Raw genomic sequence first — 15,303 nt, forward strand, 5'->3', positions numbered from 1 at the left:
CGGCTCACTCTGCCGGAAGGCGCGGGCTCATCGGCTCGCTGATCCGCCCGACCTGGAACGTGTCGGGCAGGGGGGTCAGCTCGATGGTCGCGATAATGCCGGCCTTGCGGAAGGGGTCGCCCTCGGCAAAGGCTTGGGCATCGGCGCGGCTTTTGGCTTCCAATATGCCGAAATTGCCGCAGGAGCTGCCCTTGTCATCGACAAGCGCCGAGCCGATCAGCACCGAGACCAGACCATTGCCGCCGGAGCCCACCCATTCGCGGTGCTGCGGGCGGATTTTTTCGCGCAATTCATGGACATCCGGATTGTTCAGGCAGCGCATCAGGAAAAACGCCATCACGCGTTCTCCAGCACGACCATGCCGGCGCCGGTGAGCGAGGCGGGGGCATAATAATGCCTGTGCTTCATCTCCACATGCGGGTTCATCGCCGCCCGCATCACCAGCCACATGATCAGTTCCGCGCCTTCCGAGCCGAACTGGTCGACATAGTCCTTGCGGCTCATGTTCCGGTATTTCTCGTAGTCATTTGCGATGCCGTCGAGCCAGGCCTCGTCGGCCTCGCGGTTGATGAAGCCGGCGCGGCTGCCCTGAAGCTGGTGCGAAAGTCCGCCCGTGCCCATGATCACCACGCGCTCATCGCCGGGGAAGCTTTCGATCGCCTTGCGCAGCACCTTGCCCATCTCCCAGCAGCGCTGCGGGGTGGGGATCGGGTACTGGATGGTGTTGACCCAGATCGGCACCACCTTGACCGGCCAGTGTTCGGGACGGCCGAAGAACAGTTCCAGCGGCACCTGAAGGCCGTGGTCGACCTCGATCTCGCGGCAGACCAGCGGGTCGAAGTGGTTTTCCACCATCGTGTCGACGATATGCCATGAGAGATCGACGGCGCCCTCGAATTCCGGCACGGCGCGCGGGCCCCAGCCCTCGTCCACCGGCTTGTAGCTGTCGGCAACGCCGATGGCGAAGGTCGGCACGCGGTCGAGGAAGAAGGTGTTGCCATGATCGTTGAAGATGACGACCGCAACGTCGGGCTTCTTGTCCGCCATCCACTTCTTGCCGGGAATATAGCCGTCGAAGAACGGCTTCCAGTCGGGCGTTTCGGCAAGGCCCTTGTCGAGCGCCACGCCAATCGAGGGTACGTGGCTGGTGCCCACGCCGCCAATGATTTCGGCCATTACATCTTCCCCAGTCTTGTCTTGAGAAATTCTTCCTGGCTCATGCCGGCCTGCGCCGCGCCGATCTCGGCCATGCTGGCCGGGTCGATCGCCGCGATCTTCAGGATGAAGAAGAGATTGCCGCCAAGGGAGACCATCCTGTGCCAGTCGCGGTTCATGACCGCCTGTTTCTCCGCCTCGCCGAGGCCGAAACTGTCAAGGAACGCCTCCTCGTCGGCGATGAAGGCCGCGCGGTTTTCCGGCTTGCCGAGCGACATGGCCATCTTGTTCATCCGGTAGCCGTTTTTCGAGCGCTCTCGCTCGAAGAGCGGCGTTTCGGGGATTTCGAGCACGTCAGACATTGAGCACCTCCTTGTGCTGATCGAGCCAGCCGGTGATGGCGGCAACCGTTTCGTCCGGGCGCTCGACGGGCATGAAATGCCCGGCGCCGTCGATGATCTGAAGCTCGGAGACCGCAAGCTTCTCGGCGATTTCGCGATGCTGCTTTTCCGGCGACCAACTGTCCTGCGCGCCTGTGAGCAGCAGAACCGGACAGGCGATGTCGGCGATGTAGTCCATCGCGTTCGGGCGCTCCATTATGGCGCGGATCTGGCGGGCATGAATGTCGGGACCGGCTTTCAGCACCATGTCCGTCAGGTCGTCGACAAGCGCCGGGTCCGGCGTGACGCCTTCAGCGAGCATCGGCGGCAGCCATTCGGCGGCAAGGGCCGTCATGTCCTCGTAGCCGCGGGCGATCTTGGCGAGCCGCTTGGGCGCCTCGTTCTCTCCCACGCCGTCATGCCCGGTATTGGCCAGAACGAGGCCGCGCACGCGCTCCGGCGCCTGGTGCGCCATTTCCATGGCAACGCGCCCGCCCAGGGAATGGCCGACGGGGATCAGAGGGCCGTCGTTCTCGCGCAGGAGCCTGGCCGCCATGTCCTCAATGGTCGGTTCGCGGGTGATGTCGGCGTTGGCCGCGGACAGCCATTCCGGCGCGGCCTGGGCAACAGCGCGCCAGACGCGGGCATCCGACACCAGGCCGGGAATGAGAAGCAATGTGGTCATGATCGGCCCTCCCAACGCCGTCGTGAATACATTTTTTGTAGGGTTAGCGAAAAATATGGGGTAAATCAACCAAAAATCGCCCATTATGTATACATAGATCGATCGAAAGACGTTCAGGGCGGGCTGGCGGCTCGGATGAGCTTGCCCCGGTTCGTACTATGTATACATTAGGCGTTCATGACCCGGTCCAGCGGGTCGCATCAGGTCCGGAGGTAGGAATGGACAGGCAAACGACGGCGAAGACCCACACGATGCGGGCGCTGGTGGAACTGCGCAAGCGGATTCTCGACGGCGCCATTCCGGGCGGCACGCGCCTGTTCGAGGTGGCGTTGGCCGACGACCTTCAGATTTCGCGGACCCCCGTGCGCGAGGCAATGTCGCGTCTGGCCGAAGAGGGACTTCTGGAGCGCGCCCGCAGCGGTGGCTTTCTGGTTCGCAGCTTCGCCTATGCCGATGTGCTGGACACGATCGAACTGCGCGGCGTGCTGGAGGGGACGGCGGCGCGGCTTGCGGCCGAACGCGGGGCGAGCGAGAAGGAGCTGAAGGAGATATCCGCCATTGTCCGCGCGCTTGACGGCTGTGTCGGCGTTCATCCCGACGAGGTGGACTTCGAGACCTATTCGGAACTCAACAGCGAGTTTCACGATGCGCTTGCCGCCCTGCCGCGCTCGGCCACGCTGGAGCGCGAACTGGCCCGTGCCAAGCAATTGCCGTTTGCCTCGCCCTCTGCCTTCCTGCCGGACAAGACCAAGCTTTCCGACTTCCGCCGCTCGCTGCAGGTGGCCCAGGAGCAGCACCGCGAGATCGTCACCGCGATCGCGCAGCGACAGGGGTCGCGGGCGGAAGCCCTGACGCGCGAACATGCCTGCGCGGCGCGGCGAAACCTCGAATATATCTTCTCCAAGGACCGCAATCTCGTCAGCACCGTGCCCGGCCTTGCGCTGGTGGCGCCGAACGACCCGGCACTGCCCTGAGCGCGCGTGCCAGTATCGCGAGAATTTGCAGGCGGGGTGATTTTTCCGCTTGCATTCTCGAGGCCGACTTGCAAATGTATGTATACATTTTTTACGAGCTGGGAGGAGCGAGAAAGTGTCAGGTCAAAGCCTTTCGACTGTAATGAAGGGGTTTTCAAACCCTGTAGAGCTTTTGAGGAATTCGCGTTCGGGGATTTATGTATACCCCGTCGTGGCGCCTGAGTTTTCCAACTGGCGCAGCGAACAGATGGCATGGCGCCACACCGCCGTGCTGTTCGACCAGACCCATCACATGGACGAGCTGATCGTCGAGGGTCCGGACGCCGAGGCGTTTCTCGCCTATGTTGGTATCAATGCGTTTTCGAATTTCGATCAGAACCGCGCCAAGCATTTCGTGCCGGTCACGCCCGCGGGCCATGTCATCGGCGACATGATCATCTTCCGCGAGCGCGAGGACAAGTTCGTGCTCGTCGGTCGTCAGCCGACCGCCAACTGGACCAAGTTCCAGGCCGCCATCGGCAAGTGGAACGTGCGCCTCATCCACGATCCGCGTTCGGATTCGCGGCCCGAGGGCGAGCGCGTGCTGCGCACCCACTATCGCTACCAGATCCAGGGTCCGGACGCGAACAAGATCCTCGACGCCATCAATGGCGGTCCGGTTCCCGAAATCAAGTTCTTCCATGTCGACTGGATCAATGTCGGCTCGAAGCGGGTGCAGGCGCTGCGCCACGGCATGGCCGGCGCGCCGGGCCTGGAAATCTGGGGTCCCTATTCCGACAAGGCCTATGTCCTGTCGGTCATCCTTGAAGCGGCGGCCAAGACCGGCGTCGATCTGCGCCGCGTCGGTTCGCGCGCCTATTCCACCAACACGCTGGAATCCGGCTGGATTCCCTCGCCGCTGCCGGGCATCTATTCCGGCGACGGCATGATGGCCGACTATCGCGACTGGCTGGGCGCCGATGCCTATGAGGCCGTCGGTTCCATCGGCGGTTCCTTCGTCTCCGACAATGTCGAGGACTACTACACCAACCCGTTCGAGCTCGGCTACGGCTTCTATATCGGCTGGAAGAAGGATGATTTCATCGGCAAGGACGCGCTCGCCAAGCTGAAGGACGCGCCGACCAACCGCAAGAAGGTCACCTTCGAGTGGAACCCGGAAGATGTCCTGAAGGTCATCGCCTCGAATTTCGAGGACGGCACGCCCTACAAGTGGATCGATTTCCCGCAGCCGAACTATGCGTCGTCGACGGCCGACATGGTCATGAACGGCGACAAGATGGTCGGCATGTCGATGTTCAACGGCTATTCCTACAATGAGCGCCGGGTTCTCTCGCTCGGCGTCGTCAGCCCGGACGTCAATGTCGGCGACGTGCTGACGCTGAAATGGGGCGAGCCGGAGGCCACGCAGAAGACTTCGGTCGAGCCGCATCGCCAGGCCGAGATCCGCGTGCGCGTTTCGCCGACGCCCTATGCGGCCGAGGCCCGCGAGAACTACGCCGACAGCTGGCGCACCAAGGCGAGCCGCTGATCGCCCTTTCGTCTAAACGGCGCCGCCTTTGTCTAGGGCGGCGGCCGGTAATGTGCTAGGTTGCAATGCGCTGCGCGGCGTCATGGCGGTTGCCATCGTCGCCGGCGCGGCAAATGGGTGGAACTCGGGGTTCCGGGAAGGCCGAGGAGGGCCTGCCGGGTCGCTGCCCTGGCCACCTCCCTGTTGCAACTGATGCATGGCCGCAGCATTTCCGGCTTTCGTGGCCGGAGCGGCGCAAAATGGAACATCCGAGCGTGGCCGCGGACCAGCGGACACGCTCACGCTTTCAAGTCATGAAACCTGGGGAGGAGAATCATGATCTACAGGTCCCTGCGCACTCTTGCCGTATCCGCCGCGATTTTTGCCGGCGCTGCTGCGGCCTCTTCGGCGGAAGAACTGTCTTTCGCCCATTTCGTTCCTCCGCAGCACACGCTGACCGGCTCGGTCATCGAGCCGCTGCAGGACGGTATCGCCAACGAGGTCGGCGATGATCTGACCATCCGCGTCTATCCCGGCGGCGAGCTCGGCAAGGGCCCGCTGGAACAGTATGTCCGCGTGCTTCAGGGCGTCGCCGACATCGTCTGGGGCCTGCCGGGCTACACCTCGTCGCAGTTCCCGAAAACCATGATCGCCGAAATGCCGGGCGTGATCGAGCTCGGCGAGCCCGGCTATCCGGCAATCTGGCGTTCCATGGACATGATCAAGGACGAGTTCCCGGGCACCAAGCCGCTGGCGCTGTGGACCTCGGAGCCGAACATCTTCATCATGAAGGACAAGGACGTCCGCACGCCTGATGACCTGAAGGGCCTGAAGATCCGCGCCGCAGGCTCGACGTCTGCCGCCGTTCTCGAAGCGCTCGGCGCCACGCCGGTGCAGATGCCGGCCGGCGAAATCTACAATGCGCTGCAGACCGGCCTGATCGACGGTGTCGTCACCGGCGCGTCCGCCGTCACCGATTTCAAGCTTTCCGAAGTCGCCGACAGCTACACGATCGGCGCGCCGCTCGGCCGCCTCACCTTCTATGTGGTCATGAGCCAGGCACGCTATGACGGCCTTACCGACGAGCAGAAGGCGGCGATCGACAAATATGCCGGCGAATATCTCTCCGAAAGCGCGGAGACGGCTTGGAACCGCGTTGCCGAAGAGACCATCGCCGGCCTTGAGGCCGATCCCAACAAGACCGTGATCACACTCGATGCCGATCAGGCGGCAGCCTTCGGCGCGATCACCATTCCGGTGACCGAGGAGATCGTGACCGAGCTCGGCGCCGAGGATGTTCTTGCCTCGATGCGTGGTGAATAAGACCATGCTTTCCACGCTCCGCAGGCTCGCGGATGGGCTGATTTCGCTCTCCGCTTTTGCCGGCACGCTCGGGCTGATCTTCGTGACGCTGGTCGTGCTTGCGGACGTGATCGGACGGGCATTCGGCGCGCCGCTTCGCGGCGCGCAGGACTTCTACCAGATGGGCATGGTCATCATCGTCTTCGGCGGCATGGCGCTGTGCGACAAGCTCGGCGGCCATGTCGCGGTCGATGTCTTCGAGGATCATTTCCCTGATGCCTTCAATCACTGGCTCAACATCTTCGCCGCGCTTCTCGGCGCGGTGATCTTCGTCGGCATCGCCTATACCGTCTACGATTCATCGAAACTGTCGCAGATGCTCAAGCTTGCCACCAATATCGTGCGCATGCCCAAATGGTATTTCCAGTGGGCCTTGTCGATCATGGCGCTGATCACCGCCATCGGCATGGCGCTTCGCGCCGTTGAGCTGGCGCTGTCCGGGCCTTACGGCCGAGCCAGGCGGGAGTTTGAGGAATGAGCGGAGAACTGGTGGGCCTGGTCGGTCTTGCCGTCCTGTTTGTGCTGCTGGTGATCCGCGTGCCGGTGGCGCTGGCAATGTTTTCTGTCGGCTTTGCCGGAATCTGGGCATTGCGCGACCTGAAGGCGGCGATGAGCCTGATGGCCTCGGAAAGCTTCACGCTTGCCTCCTCGGCCGAACTGGTGGTGGTGCCGCTGTTCATCCTGATGGGCAATGTCGCCTCGGTCACGGGCATGAGCGGCAGGCTGTATGATGCGGCCTATGCCATTGTCGGGCGGTTTCGCGGCGGGCTCGCCTCGGCCACCGTGCTCGGCTGCGCGGGCTTTGCCGCGCTTTCCGGCTCCTCGGTCGCCTCTGCGCTGACCATGGGCAAGGTGTCCATGGCCGAGATGGACCGCTTCAATTACGACAACCGGCTGTCGACCGGGGTGGTTGCCGCCGGCGGCACGCTCGGCATCCTGATCCCGCCCTCGACCGGCTTCGTCATCTACGCGATCCTGACGCAGCAGTCGATCGGCCGGCTTTTTCTGGCAGGCGTTTTGCCGGGCATTCTGCTGCTTTCGATGTTCATCGCCACCATCACCATCCTGTGCTGGCTGAGGCCCGGCTTCGGCCCCGCCGGCCCGCGCACGACGATGGGCGAAAAGACGAAGAAACTCGTCGGCGCGCTTCCGGTGCTCTCTGTTGTGATCCTGACGATCGGCGGCATTTATGCCGGGATCTTCTCGCCGGTCGAGGCCTCCGCCGTCGGCGCCGGGCTGATCATCGTCATCGGCGCGGCGACGGGCAAGCTGACGCCAAAAACATTCTGGACGGCGGCCAAGGATTCGGTCGTGACCACGGCGGCGGTGATGCTGATCCTGATTTCCGCCCATATCCTCAACCCGTTCCTGGCGCTTACCCACATTCCCGATCTGGTCGGCACTTTCCTGGAAGGCCTTGAGGTCGGGCCGCTCACGGTTCTGGCGCTGATCCTGCTGACCTATCTGGTGCTCGGCTGCTTCCTTGAAGGCTTCGCCATGCTGGTGCTGACCATGCCGATCTACTTCCCGGTGATCTCGCAACTCGGGATCGATCCGATCTGGTTCGGCGTGCTGGTGGTGCTGACGCTGGAAATGGGTCTGATCTCGCCGCCGGTCGGGGTCAATGTGTTCATCGTCAAATCGGTGGCCCGCGACGTGCCGCTCGCCCGCATCTTTGCCGGCGTCACGCCGTTCTGGTTCGCGATGCTGGCGACGCTGATCGTGCTGATCGCCTTTCCGCAGATCACGCTGATCCTGCCGAACACGATGATGAACTAGCGGAATTCGCAGAAGGGCGGAGACGGTTCTCCGCCCGCAGGTGCGTTGGAAATATCGGCGGAGCCTTTGACCGAAAGGCGGCGCCCGGCAATGCCGTGAAAGACAATCGAAGCCTTGACTGCCGGCGTGGACTGCGCGCCGGCAGCGGGAAAACGCGCGCCGAAACGGCCGGAGAGCCGCAACGCGGCGTCATGAAGGAATGAAAGATCGTTCGCCGCCCGCAAGAGGGTGGGAACACATGCTGTCTGAAAGGGGCGGGTTTCCGCGCCCCGATTTGGAGGAGATCCCTGCGATGAAGTCCTATGTCCTGACCATCAAATGCGCCAACCGTCCCGGCATCGTCGCCGCCGTTGCCACGCTTCTTGCCCGCGCCGAGGGCGATATCACCGAGGCGCGCCAGTTCGACGATGCCGTGAGCGGCACCTTCTTCATGCGCGTTGTCGTGGAATATCCCGGCGATGAGGCCGCCTTGCGCGCGGAGATGGATAAGCTCGCGGCCGAATACGGCATGACCTGGGAATTGTGGGACATGGCGCGGCGGCCGAAAGTGCTGATGATGGTCTCGAAATTCGATCATTGTCTCGGCGACCTGCTTTACCGTAACCGGATCGGCGAACTGGACATGGAGGTCGTCGCGATTGCCTCCAACCATCCGAAAGAGGCGCTGAACCTGACGCTGATGGGCGATATTCCCTATCATCACCTGCCGATCACCAAGGACACCAAGCCGCAGCAGGAGGCCGCGATCAAGGCGCTGGTGAACGAGACGGGGGCGGAGCTGGTCGTGCTCGCGCGCTACATGCAGATCCTCTCGGATGATCTCTCGGCGTTTCTGTCCGGACGCTGCATCAATATCCACCACTCATTCCTGCCGGGCTTCAAGGGTGCGAAACCCTATCACCAGGCCTTCGAGCGCGGGGTGAAGATGATCGGCGCGACCTCGCATTACGTGACCGAGGACCTCGACGAGGGCCCAATCATCGCCCAGGACGTCGAAGCCGTCACCCATGCCGATACGCCGGAAGATCTGGTGCGCAAGGGCCGCGACATCGAGCGCCGGGTTCTGGCCAAGGCCGTGACCCTGCATCTTCAGCGCCGGGTGATGCTGAACGGGAAGAAGACCGTCGTCTTCGAAAAATAGAACCGGTTGCGGGGAGGGCGTCTTTTAGCCTTGGGGCGGGAGCGCTGCGGCAGGCGTCGATGGCGCTCCGGTGTCGCAAACGCCAAAGCAGGGCGCGCCTTGTCATGCATACAGTCAGAGAATGCCTGCGGAAAGAATTGGCGAAAAGCTTGCCAGACGAGAGTCAAATGTATACATTTGATTCATCCCAACCTGGAGGAGGGTCTGCGGAATGATTGGATTTCTGGGCAGGCGCGGCAAGCAGGCCGCCGCCGACAACGCCGCCATCGAGCCTTTGATAGAAGGTTTTTCGATCGAGGTCATGCCGCGCACCGCGGCCAAGGTGGATGATTTCAAGGCGTTGCTGCCGGCCGGTACCCGTGTATACATAGCCCATATCGAAGGCACGCCGATCGAAGAGATGGTGGGCACCGCGCGGCGTCTGTCGGACGATGGTTTCCCGGTCATGCCGCATTTTCCCGCCCGCATCATCAAGGACAGGGCGACGCTGGAAGACTGGATCGCGCGCTATCAGGGCGAGGCCGGCGTCGACCAGGCGCTGTTGCTGGCCGGCGGCGTCGCCGCGCCGGTCGGCGAATTTCATTCCTCGATGCAGCTGATGGAAACCGGCCTGTTCGACAAGGCGGGGTTCCGGCGGCTTCATGTGGCCGGCCATCCGGAAGGCAACAAGGATATCGATTCCGACGGGTCGACCGGCAATGTCGACGCCGCCCTCAGGTGGAAGCAGGACTTTGCCGAGCGCACCGACGCCGAAATGGCGATCGTCACCCAGTTCGCCTTCGAGGCGGCGCCGGTGCTGGCCTGGATCGAGCGGCTGCGTGGTTTCGGCGTCGACCTGCCCGTTCATGTCGGCATTGCCGGGCCGGCCAAGCTGCAGACGCTGATCAAGTTCGCGATCGCCTGCGGCGTCGGCTCGTCGCTCAAGGTGCTGCAGCGCCGGGCGATGGATGTGTCCAAGCTGGTGCTGCCCTATGAGCCGACGGATGTTCTTGCCGATTTCGCCGATGCGGCGAAACGGGATGGCGGCTCAGCCGTGGCCCAGATCCACTTCTTCCCGCTGGGCGGCATCGGCGCCTGCGCCAACTGGGCGGCCCGACGCAGCGCCGCCGCCCCCGCCTCGGCCGCCGTCTGAAGTCGCTGCGAGGGAAGCCGGATCACAACCAGGCAAAGCCATGACCCGACCGGTCCGTCTGTTAGAGCGACGGGCCGGTTTTTTTGCGCAGGCCGCGTAAGTGAGTCCCGACGCGGCTGGTCAATCGTGCACTTTTCACGCAAAATGTATACGCAACCTGTTGATAGACTTTTTCCATTTTGTATATAAACATCGATTTTCTTCAAAATACGCGCTAATTTTGTTTATTTATTGAGTATACTGGGCTAAAGTATAAGCACGGTCAGATTGAAACATGTATCGGCGTATACATTGAGACCGGAGACCTCCGCGTTTGTTCCCGTCTGGGAGGTCGGGAAAATGGGCCTCAAAAGCCTGCGGAGGGACGAGATCGCGTCAGGCCTGAACGCCGTTTTCGACAGAGCGGGCGACGCGATACGAGGAGCAATTCCAGCCGGTGGGGTAGGCCGGCTGCGCATGCCCGCCCGGCCTGTGCCGGAAATTTAGCGGTTTTAGACAATGCTGTCCCGTTTCAGCGTCCGGTCTCTATTCGCGACGGATGTGCGGGAGGCGGTGTGCCCGGTTGCTGCGGCTATCTTAAGAGACTGAGCCGTCAGCCAGAAGGTCAACCACCCGGATAGAGGGGCTGCAGGGCCGCGCGCTCATGGCGGACGTCGAGGACGGAGGAGGTCCGGGCATCCGTGTCACTGATCCTAGAGGGAGGAGAACAGATGAAACTCAATGCGATTATCAGATCCGGCATGGCGGCGGTGTCCGTTGCCGCGATCATGCTGGCGGGAGGCGTCGCCGCCAAGGCCGATCCGATCGACCTGGAAGGCGAAACGGTGACGCTGGTGCACAATGTCGCGCCCGGCGGCGCAACGGCGATCAGCGCCCAGGTGCTGGCCGACGCCTGGTCCAAGACCATGGCGGATCATCCGACCATGGTGGTGCAGTCGGTCTCCGGCGGCGCGCTGACCAAGGGCATCGACTATGTCATGGACGCCCGGCCGGACGGCAAGACGCTCGGCTATCTCGCCTGGCAGGGCACGACGCGCATCCTCGATCCCGAAGTCCTGCAAATCCCGTTCCAAGATTTCGGCGTGATTGGCGGCATTGGCGGCTCCAACTTCCTGTTCCACGTCAGAACCGATGTTGGCGGCGGGATTGAAGACCGCGACGATCTCGCCAATCTCGACGGCGTCACGGTCGGCGTCTATTCGCCGCGCATGACCCAGGGCATGCAGACGGCCGCGGCGCTCGATCTTCTCGGCGTCGACTGGACGTTCGTCTCGGGCATGCTTGGCGACGGCCCGCTTTATGCGGCGATGCAACGCGGCGAGATCGATGCCTATCCGGCCACCACGTCCCAATACATCTCCGAACTCGGCGATGGTCCGATCGCCAGCGGCGAGACCATGGCGATCTGGCAGACGGGTCCGATCGAGGCGGACGGTTCGATGAAGCTCGATCCGGCGCTCGAAGGCGTGCCGACGGTTGGCGAATATATCGAAAAGGCGACCGGAAAGGCGCCGGAAGGACCGCTTTGGGATCTGATCATGTATCACGCCCAGTCGTCCGCGCCGGTCAACTGGATCATCGTCGCGCCCCCCGGCACGCCGCAGGACCACCTCGACATGCTGCGCACGAGCTTCGATGAAGCGACAGCCTCGCCGGACTATCTGGAAGCGGCCACCAAGGTCTATGGCTCGCCGCCGAATATCGTCCACTGGCAGGAGATGACCAAGATCATCAACGATGTCCAGAACACCTCCGAGGACATCAAGGACACGATGCGCCAGCTGGTCGAGCGGATCGAGCAGTAGCAGGCAGACCAAGGGCGGCGCATGTATCGCCGCCCCGAGAGCCGGAGCCTGGAAAGGAGCACCGGGCGGTCGATCGCGCATTGATGCGATCGCCCCTTGCCGTCGCCGATCGCATCGCCGGCAGCGCAATGCGCTCGAGGTCAGGCCCGCGGTCTCCATCGGTTCTACCGATTTGTTTTCGTGCCCTTTTTTCGGAGGTGGCGCTCGCCATTCGCGGCGGAGCGCAATCTGAAGAGGTCTATTTCGTCATCTTTCGCTCAAATGGCGAGCGATGATCAGCCAAGCTGACCTGGAGCTGGAACTTCATGTTCGATTCATTCATGACAGGGCTGTCGCTGGTTCTGTCCTTTCCCGGTTTTCTTTATCTGCTGGCAGGCATTGCCGTCGGCCTCTGGCTCGGCATCGTCCCGGGCCTCGGCGGGGTTACCGGCATGGTGGTGCTTCTGCCGCTCACCTTCGGCATGGATCCGGCCTCGGGCCTTGCCATGCTGCTCGGCATGTTCGCGGTGGTCTCCACCTCCGATACGATCACATCGGTCATGCTCGGCATTCCCGGCACGATCGCCAGCCAGGCGACCGTGATCGACGGCAATGCCATGGCCAAGCGCGGCCTGGCGCAGACGGCGTTCGGCGCGGCCTTTGTCAGTTCGGCCTTTGGCGGGGTGCTCGGCGGCCTGGCGATGGCGGCCTCGCTGCCCTTTGCGCTGGCGATCATTCTCGCTTTCGGCTCGCCGGAATTCTTCCTTCTGTCGCTGCTCGGCCTTCTCATGGTCGGCGCGGTCAGCGGCAATGCGGTCTCAAAGGGGCTTGGGGCGGCTGTTCTCGGGCTGATGCTCTCCCAGATCGGCTATCCCGTCGCAAGCTCCATGCCGCGCTATTTCTTCGGCGAACGCTCGCTGCTTGACGGTCTGCCGCTGGTGCCGGTCATCCTCGGGCTCTTTGGCCTGCCGGAAATGATGGATCTTGCCGCCCGGCGCACCGCGATCGCCCATCTCAGCGACGAGCATACGGCCGACGACAGTATCCTGAGCGGTGTGCGCGCGGCGATCCGCAATCGCTGGCTGGTGATCCGCTGTTCGCTGATGGGCGTCTATGTCGGCATGTTGCCGGCCATCGGCTCATCCGTGGTCGACTGGCTTGCCTATGGGCACGCCACGCAGAGCTGCAAGACCGATCCGCAATTCGGCAAGGGCGATGTGCGCGGCGTGATCGCGCCGGAGGCGGCCAATAACGCCGTGCTTGGCGGGTCGCTGATCCCGACGCTCGCCTTCGGCATTCCCGGCAGCGGCGCCATGGCGGTGCTTCTGGGCGCGTTGACCATCCACGGCTTCTCGCCCGGCCGTAACATGCTGAGCGACAATCTCGACATCACCTTCTCGATGGTGTGGACGATCATCATCGCCAATATCATCGGTGCCGCGGCGTTGATGATGTGGGGCCGCCAGGTGGCGCGCGCCGCGTTTGTCGACGGCAATTTCATCGTGCCGGCGGTGATCCTGTTCATCTTCATGGGCTCCTGGGTCTGGCAGCCGGGCATGTTCACCTGGATCACGCTTTTAGGGGTCGGTCTGCTCGGCTACATCATGAAGGCTGCCGGCTGGCCGCGCCCGCCCTTCATTCTCGGCTTCGTGCTCGGGCCTGTCCTCGAAAACGCCATGTCGATCACATGGCAGAGCTACACGGTGATGGAAGTGATCACGCGCCCCACGGTGATCGGCCTCGTCATCGTGCTTGCTCTCGTCTTCTTTTTCGCGCTGCGCTCGACCCGTCAGGGGCTTGCTGCCCACGCGATCGAGGATACCGTGGAGAGCAAGGCAAGCCTGATCCTGTCGTCAACACTGGCGGTGGCGCTCATCGCCCTCTTCGGCGCGGCGGTCTGGATGGCGCGCGACTGGAAGCTCCTCGCCAAGGTCTCGCCGATGGCCTTTGGCCTGGCGGGGATCGTCATCATGGGCTTTGTCCTGTTTCAGGACCGCAACCGGCTTCAGGCGATCGCCGCCGCGCGGCGGGCAGGTGATGCGCTCGCGGGTGGAACCGTGCAGCAGTTCATTGCCGCGAACCAGCGGCAAATCATTACCTTTCTGGCGATCGCGCTGATGGCGGCGCTGACGCCGTGGCTCGGCACCTATGCTGCGATCCTCGGTTTCGCCGCGATCTATACGGCGCTTTGGGGCCGGTTCCGGTGGTGGGTCGTTGCCCTCTACACGGCGGGCCTCGGGGCGGTGCTCTATTTCCTTTACGACCGCCTTCTTCATGCCCCGTTCGAATTACCGTTCTTCATGTGATGAGGAGACTGAAACATGCTGACAGAGCTTGATGCCGAAACAAGGCCGGAACCGGCGGCGGGAATCGGCGCCATCGATTGCGACGTGCATCCACGCAGTCCCGAAATGGCCGACCTGATCCCGTTCGTCGACAGTTACTGGAAGGACATGATGCCCTATCGCAATATCGGGCATATGGAACTGATGTCCTATCCGTTCTCGACCAAGCCCTTCCGGGCGGAAGGGGCGGATGGCGGGGTCGCAAGCCCCGCGCGGCTGGCGGAAGCCCATCTCGACCCTATGGGCCTTTCGGCGGCGATCCTCAACGTCGTCAACGGCGTCCAGGCGTTGTTCGACCCCTATATGCAGGCGATGATGTGCCAGGCGACCAATCGCTGGCTGGCGGCGGAGTGGCTGGATCGCGATCCGCGCCTGCGCGCCGCGCTGCTGGTGCCCTTCCGTCACCCGGAAGAGGCGGTGGCGGAGATCAGGCGCTATGCCGACGACCGCCGCTTCGTCCAGATCCTGGCGATCTGCATGGGCGAGGCGACGCTCGGCCAGCGCCAGTTCTGGCCGATCTACAAGGCGGCATCCGATGCCGGCTTTGCCCTCTCGATCCACCCGGGCAGCAATTACCGCCACGCGCCGACGCAATCCGGCTTCATGTCCTATCTGGTCGAGGAACAGGTCAACTGGTCGCAGGGCTTTGCCAGCCAGGCGGCAAGCCTTCTGAGCGAGGGCGTGCTGACCGAGTTTCCCGACATGAAGGTGGTGATGGCGGAAAGCGGGATTTCCTGGCTCTTCGGCGTTTCCTGGCGCATGGCGAAGGACTGGCGCGGCTGCCGCGTCGAGGTGCCGTGGCTGAAGGAGGGCCCGGACAAGATCATGGAGCGGCAGTTGCGCTTCACCCTGCAGCCCTTCGATCTTCCGGTCGAGCCGGAAGAGGTCGAAGCCGTTGTCGAATGCATCGGCGGGCCGGAGCTGCTGCTTTATTCATCCGATTTTCCGCATGATCACGGACCGACCGCCGCCGGATGGCCGAAGGGGCTTTCCGCCGATCTTGCCAATGCCATCTGCCGCGAGAATGTCCTTGCCACCTATCCGAGACTGGAGGTCTGA

The 15,303-nt window shown here is 63.1% G+C and carries 14 protein-coding genes; 10 read left to right on the forward strand and 4 right to left on the reverse strand.

Annotation, left to right across the window (positions count from 1 at the left end):
• Window positions 1-4 precede the first annotated feature (4 nt).
• The 4 genes from GGR30_RS20770 to GGR30_RS20785 are packed head-to-tail and all read right to left on the reverse strand — an operon-like array spanning window position 5 to window position 2,220.
• Window positions 5-337 carry a YciI family protein gene (locus tag GGR30_RS20770; RefSeq protein WP_183490741.1) on the reverse strand — a complete coding sequence of 111 codons (333 nt, stop codon included), beginning with the start codon at window positions 335-337 and terminating at the stop codon, window positions 5-7.
• On the reverse strand, window positions 337-1,176 hold the full coding sequence (locus tag GGR30_RS20775) for a class III extradiol dioxygenase family protein (RefSeq protein ID WP_183490743.1): 840 nt from the start codon (window positions 1,174-1,176) through the stop codon (window positions 337-339). Before GGR30_RS20775 ends, GGR30_RS20770 begins: the two co-directional genes overlap by 1 nt.
• The gene (locus GGR30_RS20780) at window positions 1,176-1,517 is read right to left on the reverse strand and encodes an extradiol ring-cleavage dioxygenase (RefSeq protein WP_183490745.1); all 342 of its coding nucleotides are present in this window, start codon (window positions 1,515-1,517) and stop codon (window positions 1,176-1,178) included. The genes GGR30_RS20775 and GGR30_RS20780 overlap by 1 nt, the downstream gene beginning before the upstream one ends.
• A complete protein-coding gene (locus GGR30_RS20785; protein ID WP_183490747.1) occupies window positions 1,510-2,220 on the reverse strand; it encodes an alpha/beta fold hydrolase in 711 nt (236 codons plus the stop codon). Before GGR30_RS20785 ends, GGR30_RS20780 begins: the two co-directional genes overlap by 8 nt.
• Window positions 2,221-2,438: 218 nt before the next feature.
• Here GGR30_RS20785 and GGR30_RS20790 point away from each other — a divergent pair, with 218 nt between their 5' ends.
• The 10 genes from GGR30_RS20790 to GGR30_RS20835 all read left to right on the forward strand — a co-directional run bounded on the left by GGR30_RS20790 (window position 2,439) and on the right by GGR30_RS20835 (window position 15,303).
• Window positions 2,439-3,194, forward strand: coding sequence for a GntR family transcriptional regulator (locus GGR30_RS20790; RefSeq protein WP_183490749.1), 756 nt, complete (start codon window positions 2,439-2,441; stop codon window positions 3,192-3,194).
• 142 nt (window positions 3,195-3,336) lie between these two features.
• Window positions 3,337-4,722 (forward strand): vanillate/3-O-methylgallate O-demethylase, encoded by a 1,386-nt coding sequence (gene ligM, locus GGR30_RS20795; RefSeq protein WP_183490816.1) that lies wholly within the window; start codon window positions 3,337-3,339, stop codon window positions 4,720-4,722.
• A 315-nt stretch (window positions 4,723-5,037) separates the two neighbouring features.
• Window positions 5,038-6,024, forward strand: coding sequence for a TRAP transporter substrate-binding protein (locus GGR30_RS20800; RefSeq protein ID WP_183490751.1), 987 nt, complete (start codon window positions 5,038-5,040; stop codon window positions 6,022-6,024).
• 4 nt (window positions 6,025-6,028) lie between these two features.
• Window positions 6,029-6,541, forward strand: a complete 513-nt coding sequence (locus GGR30_RS20805) for a TRAP transporter small permease (protein WP_183490753.1) — start codon at window positions 6,029-6,031, stop codon at window positions 6,539-6,541.
• Window positions 6,538-7,842: a TRAP transporter large permease gene (locus GGR30_RS20810; protein ID WP_183490755.1), complete on the forward strand. Its 1,305-nt coding sequence runs from the start codon at window positions 6,538-6,540 to the stop codon at window positions 7,840-7,842. Before GGR30_RS20805 ends, GGR30_RS20810 begins: the two co-directional genes overlap by 4 nt.
• A gap of 292 nt (window positions 7,843-8,134) precedes the next feature.
• On the forward strand, window positions 8,135-8,983 hold the full coding sequence (gene purU / locus GGR30_RS20815) for a formyltetrahydrofolate deformylase (protein ID WP_183490757.1): 849 nt from the start codon (window positions 8,135-8,137) through the stop codon (window positions 8,981-8,983).
• 211 nt (window positions 8,984-9,194) lie between these two features.
• Window positions 9,195-10,115, forward strand: a complete 921-nt coding sequence (locus GGR30_RS20820) for a methylenetetrahydrofolate reductase (protein WP_183490758.1) — start codon at window positions 9,195-9,197, stop codon at window positions 10,113-10,115.
• A 710-nt stretch (window positions 10,116-10,825) separates the two neighbouring features.
• Complete coding sequence (locus tag GGR30_RS20825; protein WP_183490761.1) at window positions 10,826-11,920, forward strand: type 2 periplasmic-binding domain-containing protein; 1,095 nt, start codon at window positions 10,826-10,828, stop codon at window positions 11,918-11,920.
• A gap of 305 nt (window positions 11,921-12,225) precedes the next feature.
• Window positions 12,226-14,205, forward strand: a complete 1,980-nt coding sequence (locus GGR30_RS20830; protein WP_183490763.1) for a tripartite tricarboxylate transporter permease — start codon at window positions 12,226-12,228, stop codon at window positions 14,203-14,205.
• A gap of 15 nt (window positions 14,206-14,220) precedes the next feature.
• Window positions 14,221-15,303, forward strand: a complete 1,083-nt coding sequence (locus tag GGR30_RS20835; protein WP_183490765.1) for an amidohydrolase family protein — start codon at window positions 14,221-14,223, stop codon at window positions 15,301-15,303.

Source organism: Martelella radicis, assembly GCF_014196625.1.
Lineage (GTDB): Bacteria > Pseudomonadota > Alphaproteobacteria > Rhizobiales > Rhizobiaceae > Martelella > Martelella radicis.